This window comes from Sphingobium cupriresistens (assembly GCF_004152865.1).
Taxonomy (GTDB): Bacteria; Pseudomonadota; Alphaproteobacteria; order Sphingomonadales; family Sphingomonadaceae; genus Sphingobium; species Sphingobium cupriresistens.
Map to the genome: position 1 here is coordinate 1 of NZ_SEOO01000080.1, position 5,804 is coordinate 5,804.

A 5,804-nucleotide genomic window follows, 5' to 3' on the forward strand; every position below is an offset into this window, starting at 1 on the left:
TGGTAACTCCACCTTACCGATGAGCCCGGTGGCCACCGAGATCGAATTCGCATGGGTGGGGCATGCCCCACCCATGCGATCGCCTCAATCTACACCGGAAATTACACCACGAGCGCGGACGCTAACGGATATTTCCTCTTTATCTTCTCCCATCGTCTCGCATGTGTGCGGCCTGCATAGGCACGACATTGCTCCCTGACCGCATCTCGATGCAGGTCTTAATAATAGCGAAGGCTATGCTGCGGGCCTCGTCGCTCGCGCGCATGGCCTTCGCCAGCCGTTTTCCAGCATGTCGCAAAGACGCTCCGAGCATGCCTAGTCGATTTAACGACGGGAGCGGGTTTCTCCTGGATCCCGCCACTGCCGCTGACCATGAGCGCAGCCATTAATAGTCTTGCGGCTTGCAAACCGGGGCCATTGCGCCGCTGGTCACGTTGCGTTTCCATCTCGCGTGCAACCATTGTCTTGGCTCCCCAAATTGGTATCGACATTGAGAGGCGTAGGATGTGGTTTGAATGCCGTTTCGCGGAATAATCCTCCGAATTCCCCGCATATTCCGTATCAAATCGAATGTTTTCGGCGTTTGCTCACAGGCTTTGTAAAAGAAGCGAAATCGGGCGCTACAGGCGTCCAGTTCCCGGTCAGTTTCACGGCTCAAGCGGCTGCGAATGGGCCTCTTTCCTAGAGCGTCGCCACCTCGCCGCGAGCGCCGCCTCCAACACCGCCCCGACATTGCCGCCGGCTATGTCATAGGCCAGCAGACCGAGCGCCACGGTCGCCAGGCCGGTTCCACCAATGCGATGACCTGCGCACAGAAAAGATGGCGATAGGTGCGGGTGGCGAGCACGGAACGCAAGGGCGACTCATGACAGCCATTCCGCGATCATAAAGCGGCTGAACCGTGCGGGCGGCCATCTGCGCAGCATCGTCGAGATGATCGAAAGCGGACGCCCCTGCGCAGACATGGCCCAGCAACTTCAGGCGGTCGAAAAGGCGATCGTCGGTGCCAAGAAGGCACTGATCCACGATCATCTCGACCATCGCCTCAGCCACACCGAGGCGATGGAAGGCATGGGTTCGGCCGTCGAAGAATTTCGCACGATCTCCAAATATCTACAGACGCTGCCGACCTCAGGTGGCGCCGATCGCAGTCGCCTGCGCATAGCGCCGGTCCGCCGCTTCCCAATCGAGATTGCGGAACCAGGCGTCGATATATTTGGCGGCCTGCGTGCCATAATCCATGTGGAAACTATGCTCGTACATGTCGAGGGCGAGGATCGGGACGCCGGCGGCCGCACCATGCATATGGTCCCAGGCCCAATGATTGCGCAGCGAGCGGGCATGGAGATTATAGGCAAGGATCACCCAGCCCGATCCACCGGCCAGCGACAAGCCTGTGCGCCGGAAATCCTTCGCCCATGTTTCGAACGATCCCCAGGCTTTGGCGAGCGCCGCGCGAATGGAGCCAGCGGCCTGGCCGTCGCCGCCGAGTCCGTCGAAGTAGATTTCATGGAGAATGACCGATCCGGTCCGGTGCAGCTCCTCGCGCTTGAGGCCGCCATAAAGGACCGGCGGCATGTCGGCATCGGCCAGCGCGGCGGCGAGCCGGGTTTCGACCATGTTGAGGGTCTTCACCGACCCGATATAATTATTCTCCCAATGCGACCGGATGAGTCGCTCCGACAGCCCGTCCAGCTTCGCCGGATCGAAGCGCAGCGGTTTGGGCTGGTGCGTGCCGGCGAAGGCTGGCGGCGATTCAGCGGGCGGCGCGGCGACTTGCCCGCTTGCCGCGTCGGTGGCGGCCATGGCCAAAGCGCCTGCGCCAAGCGTTTGAAAGGCGGTGCGACGAGAAACATCAACCATTTTTGCAGATCCTTTCAAAGAGCGAGGGCGTAGATCGCGCCCAGGGTCGCGCAGCCGGCGAGAACCATCAACACGCCCAGCTTGAACCTGAAGATGGCGATGGCGGCGGCGAGCGCCAGCACGACCGCCGCTATATTGACAGAAGCGGGGATGGGCACGTCGAAGCCGCCGGTTGGCGAGCGGACCGCCATCGTCTGGCCGAACAAGGTGTGAATCGCGAACCAGATGGCGAGGTTGAAGATGACCCCCACGACCGCCGCGGTGATGGCGGTCAGCGCCGCCGACAAGGCTTTGTTGCCACGCAGCCGCTCGATGAAGGGCGCGCCGGCGAAGATCCACAGGAAGCAGGGTACGAACGTCACCCAGGTCGTCAGGATCGCGCCCAGCGTCGCCGCAAACAGGGGCGCCATCATGCCCCCATCGCGAAAGGCGGCGAGAAAACCGACGAACTGCGTCACCATGATGAGTGGGCCTGGCGTCGTTTCGGCCATACCCAGGCCATCGAGCATTTCGCCGGGGCGCAGCCAGCCGAAAGTGCCGACCGCTTCCTGCGCCACATAGGCGAGAACGGCATAAGCGCCGCCAAAGGTCACGACCGCCATCTGGCTGAAGAAGGTGGCGATGTGGGTGAACACATGGTCCGGCCCCAGGATCAGGAACAGCCCTGCGACGGGCGCCAGCCAGAGGATGGACAGGATAACACAAATCCGCAGCGACCAACCCAGATTGGGTCGCGCATGGTCGGGCAAGGCTTCACCCAGCGCGGTGTCCCGATCATGGACGACGTCGTCGCCGGCGGGACCATGACCGCCGCCGCCCTTGAACTGGGCAAGGCCGCTTCGCCCCCCGACATAGCCACCGATGCCCGCCGCCAGGACGATCAGGGGAAAGGGTGCGTTCAGAAAGAAGATCGCGACGAAGGCTGCAACCGCGATGCCGCGCATGACATTATTCTTGAGCGCGCGTGATCCCACGCGCACCACCGCCTGGACCACCACGGCCAGCACCGCAGCTTTCAGCCCGAAAAATATGCCTTCTATCAACGGCACATGGCCGAGCAACACATAGAGGTAGCTTAAGGCCAATATGGCGAGGAAACCGGGCAGAATGAAAAGCGCGCCTGCGATCAGGCCACCGCGCGTCTTGTGCAACAGCCAGCCGATATAAATCGCAAGCTGCTGCGCCTCCGGGCCGGGCAGCAACATGCAATAGTTGAGCGCATGGAGAAACCGTTCCTCGCCGATCCAGCGCTTTTCCTCGACCAATATCCGGTGCATTACCGCGATTTGACCAGCCGGTCCGCCAAAACTCAACGCAGCGACGCGCGCCCAGATGCGGGTCGCTTCCCCAAGCGGGATGCCATGATCGCTCGCGTGGGCCTCAGAAGTATCGGCGAGCATGGAGCCGGTTGCGGTCATCGATCTGCCTTTCAGTTCGAAAAATAGGCGTGAAACTGGTTCAGCGCGTCGCTGGCCGTCGCGATGCGCTGCAGGTCGTCATCGGTGGAGGCGCAGACGCCCGACAGCATCGCGCCAAGGCCCGCCGTTTCGGGCCGCGCGAACTTGCCGTCGGCAATATCCAGGTCGTGAATGATTTCCGCGATGGCGACGAGCGCCGGATCATCGGTCAGGCCGCCGCGCGCGACGAGGGTTTCGAAGCTGCAATGCTCGCCTTCATGGGTGAACTCGGCATCCGCCATGTCAAAGCGCAGCTCATCCTTTTGCGGCGCATAACTGCGACCATCGACGAAACGGAAGATAGCATCCGGGTCTATGAAGCGGCGGATCAGCCAGGCGCAGGCGATGCGATCGACATGGACGCCGCTGCGCGTCACCCATGTCCTGCCTTTCAGATCGCGCGGCAGATCGGCCGCGGGTTCGTCGCGACGGACGTCGGGATGCAGATAGCGTTGCCGATCAAGGTCCGCCAACGTCGCTTCGGCGTGCTGCCGCCCATGCGCGCCGAAAAAATCGAGTTGGACGACATCCGCCATCCGCTTCTGGAGCTTGGCGATGTCGGCCCCGCTGGCCGGGCCGGTGTCGATCAGCCGCCGCGCCGCCTGGGCTATGTCATCATAGTCGGAGTCGCGCGCGGCGTCGAACATGGCGCGGATGTCACCGTCGCTCTGGCCGCCCAGCATCCGCGCTTCGAGGAGGGTCGCCTCCCCACCGCCATCGATGATCTCAGCCATCAGAATGCGAAACGCAGCTTCATGCTCGTCGCGGAGAGGCAGGACATGCACCGCATTTTTGAGCGGAACCGCACCGATCGCCTGCAGGCGACGCCAGATTTTTACGCGCAGATAGGGCGGCTTGACGGGAAGCTGGTGCAGCAGGGCCAGCCAGATGGAGGGTTCGCTTGTCGTCATGATAGAACATATATATCACATCAACAGAATCAGAGGAGCATATATATCTCATGCAACTCGCCTCCGCCCGCCTCCCCCTCGTCGCGAGGTCCTGTCTTGCTTTGGGCGTCCCGTTCGTCGCTATGGCCGATGATCCGGCGGATCGTCTGACCGTGAGCGGCGCTATCGGCGTCCGCTACGGAGCCGTCGACGGACAGGCGCGCGCGGGTCTCAACGCAAACGACGACCAGCTCAACATCCGCACCAAATACAGGACGCGCGATATGCGGTTCGGTGTTGAGCTGTGCGATAGCCGCGTGTTCGGTGACGATGCCGGCACGCCGGTCACGGCTGGCGAGGTGAATGCGCTGGAGCCGGTGCAGACTTATGTCGCCGCTGACATCCTGACGCCCTTTGGCAAGGGGGCGAAACTGACGGTGACGGCGGGGCGGATGATGCGGCTGGGCGGCGTTATGGCCTTCCGCAACGCGCTAGTAAACCGACAAAGATCGGTTCGGTCCCTACGACCTTTAGGCTGGGAAGCCCTGGACATAGGTCGCAGGCTCCCTGGCCGTAAGGGTCAAGAATATGCAGACTGCATCGGGCGGCCCAACCGTCTACGTTGGGGGTGAATACGCCCCGGAAGCCGTGCTTGGCGGCTTCGTTGCCATTGGCCGTGCAGTAAGCGGCGACGAGAAGATGTTTGTGGCCAAGTCTGTGCGCGGCTAAGGGTTAACAGACACAAAGGAGGATCGTGGCATCGCTATGCGGCTGGATTTTGAAGACGCGGACGTAATCCAGTTGGAAGGCAGAGAGCTGGCACCGGCGAAGGCCGTCGCGGAAGACGGCTCTTATCTCCGTATGATTGCCCGTGAAGCGGTCACCGATATTGAAGAAAAATTTGCTGATCGGCTGGAAATAAACCGGGACCTAACCCGTTCTCTCGTGAGTTTTCAAGCAAACAAGGCTGAGCCATTTTACCGTTGGTTCAAGTATCGCGAGGGTTTTTCAAAGCCTCTTATTGAGTATATTATAGACCATGCCAACGTAGCGGGCACGGCAAACGTCCTAGATCCATTTGCAGGAACCGGCGCGACTTGTTTTGTTGCGAACGAACGCGGTCTTGCAGCAACTGCGATAGAGCTGTTGCCAGTAGGCAGCAATTTTATTCGCTTAAGGCAGGCTATCTCTGGGGTTGAGCCAGCCGAAATCTCACGATGGCTGCATGAAATTATTGAAGACCGTCCTTGGGAAAGGACGAATGGGCGGGTCAGCTTTTCGCACCTTCGGATAACCCGGGACGCCTTTGGGCCAGAAACCGACGACGCTTTGGCACGATATAGGTTTTGGGTCTCCGGTCAACCGCAACCCAAGAAGCAGTTCTGCGACTTCTTATCATACAGTATTCTGGAGGAAATAAGCTACACGCGAAAGGATGGGCAATATCTGCGCTGGGACCATCGTTCTCTTAGAGCCGGATTCGGAAGTTTCTCAATTCTGACAATACCTTGCGGTTCTGCGTGTGAGCATGCGGATTGAGGCGATGAGGGCCCAAGCTGTTGATGAGGCGATGGATCGCTCCCAGTCTTTCGCG

5 protein-coding genes and 2 pseudogenes are annotated in these 5,804 nt (G+C 60.7%); 3 read left to right on the top strand and 4 right to left on the bottom strand.

All coding sequences use genetic code 11. The annotated features are described in order from the left end of the window. Positions 1 to 885 precede the first annotated feature (885 nt). Positions 886 to 1,089: pseudogene (locus tag EWH12_RS21290) on the top strand (metal-sensing transcriptional repressor); the annotation flags it as partial. 42 nt (positions 1,090 to 1,131) lie between these two features. On the opposite strand, the gene EWH12_RS21295 reads toward EWH12_RS21290, so the two are convergent. The 3 genes from EWH12_RS21295 to EWH12_RS21305 are packed head-to-tail and all read right to left on the bottom strand — an operon-like array spanning position 1,132 to position 4,231. After that, a complete protein-coding gene (locus EWH12_RS21295; RefSeq protein WP_340640841.1) occupies positions 1,132 to 1,863 on the bottom strand; it encodes a superoxide dismutase in 732 nt (243 codons plus the stop codon). Between the two features lie 14 nt (positions 1,864 to 1,877). Continuing rightward, on the bottom strand, positions 1,878 to 3,281 hold the full coding sequence (gene chrA / locus EWH12_RS21300) for a chromate efflux transporter (RefSeq protein ID WP_242496165.1): 1,404 nt from the start codon (positions 3,279 to 3,281) through the stop codon (positions 1,878 to 1,880). A gap of 11 nt (positions 3,282 to 3,292) precedes the next feature. Next, on the bottom strand, positions 3,293 to 4,231 hold the full coding sequence (locus tag EWH12_RS21305; protein WP_129927758.1) for a chromate resistance protein ChrB domain-containing protein: 939 nt from the start codon (positions 4,229 to 4,231) through the stop codon (positions 3,293 to 3,295). 122 nt (positions 4,232 to 4,353) lie between these two features. Between EWH12_RS21305 and EWH12_RS21310 the strand changes: the two genes are divergently transcribed. Then, the gene (locus tag EWH12_RS21310; RefSeq protein WP_129927759.1) at positions 4,354 to 4,842 is read left to right on the top strand and encodes a hypothetical protein; all 489 of its coding nucleotides are present in this window, start codon (positions 4,354 to 4,356) and stop codon (positions 4,840 to 4,842) included. 133 nt (positions 4,843 to 4,975) lie between these two features. Then, positions 4,976 to 5,749 carry a hypothetical protein gene (locus tag EWH12_RS21315; protein WP_129927760.1) on the top strand — a complete coding sequence of 258 codons (774 nt, stop codon included), beginning with the start codon at positions 4,976 to 4,978 and terminating at the stop codon, positions 5,747 to 5,749. Here EWH12_RS21315 and EWH12_RS21320 read toward each other — a convergent pair. Beyond that, positions 5,702 to 5,804: pseudogene (locus EWH12_RS21320) on the bottom strand (IS5/IS1182 family transposase); the annotation flags it as partial. The gene EWH12_RS21315 and the pseudogene EWH12_RS21320 overlap by 48 nt on opposite strands.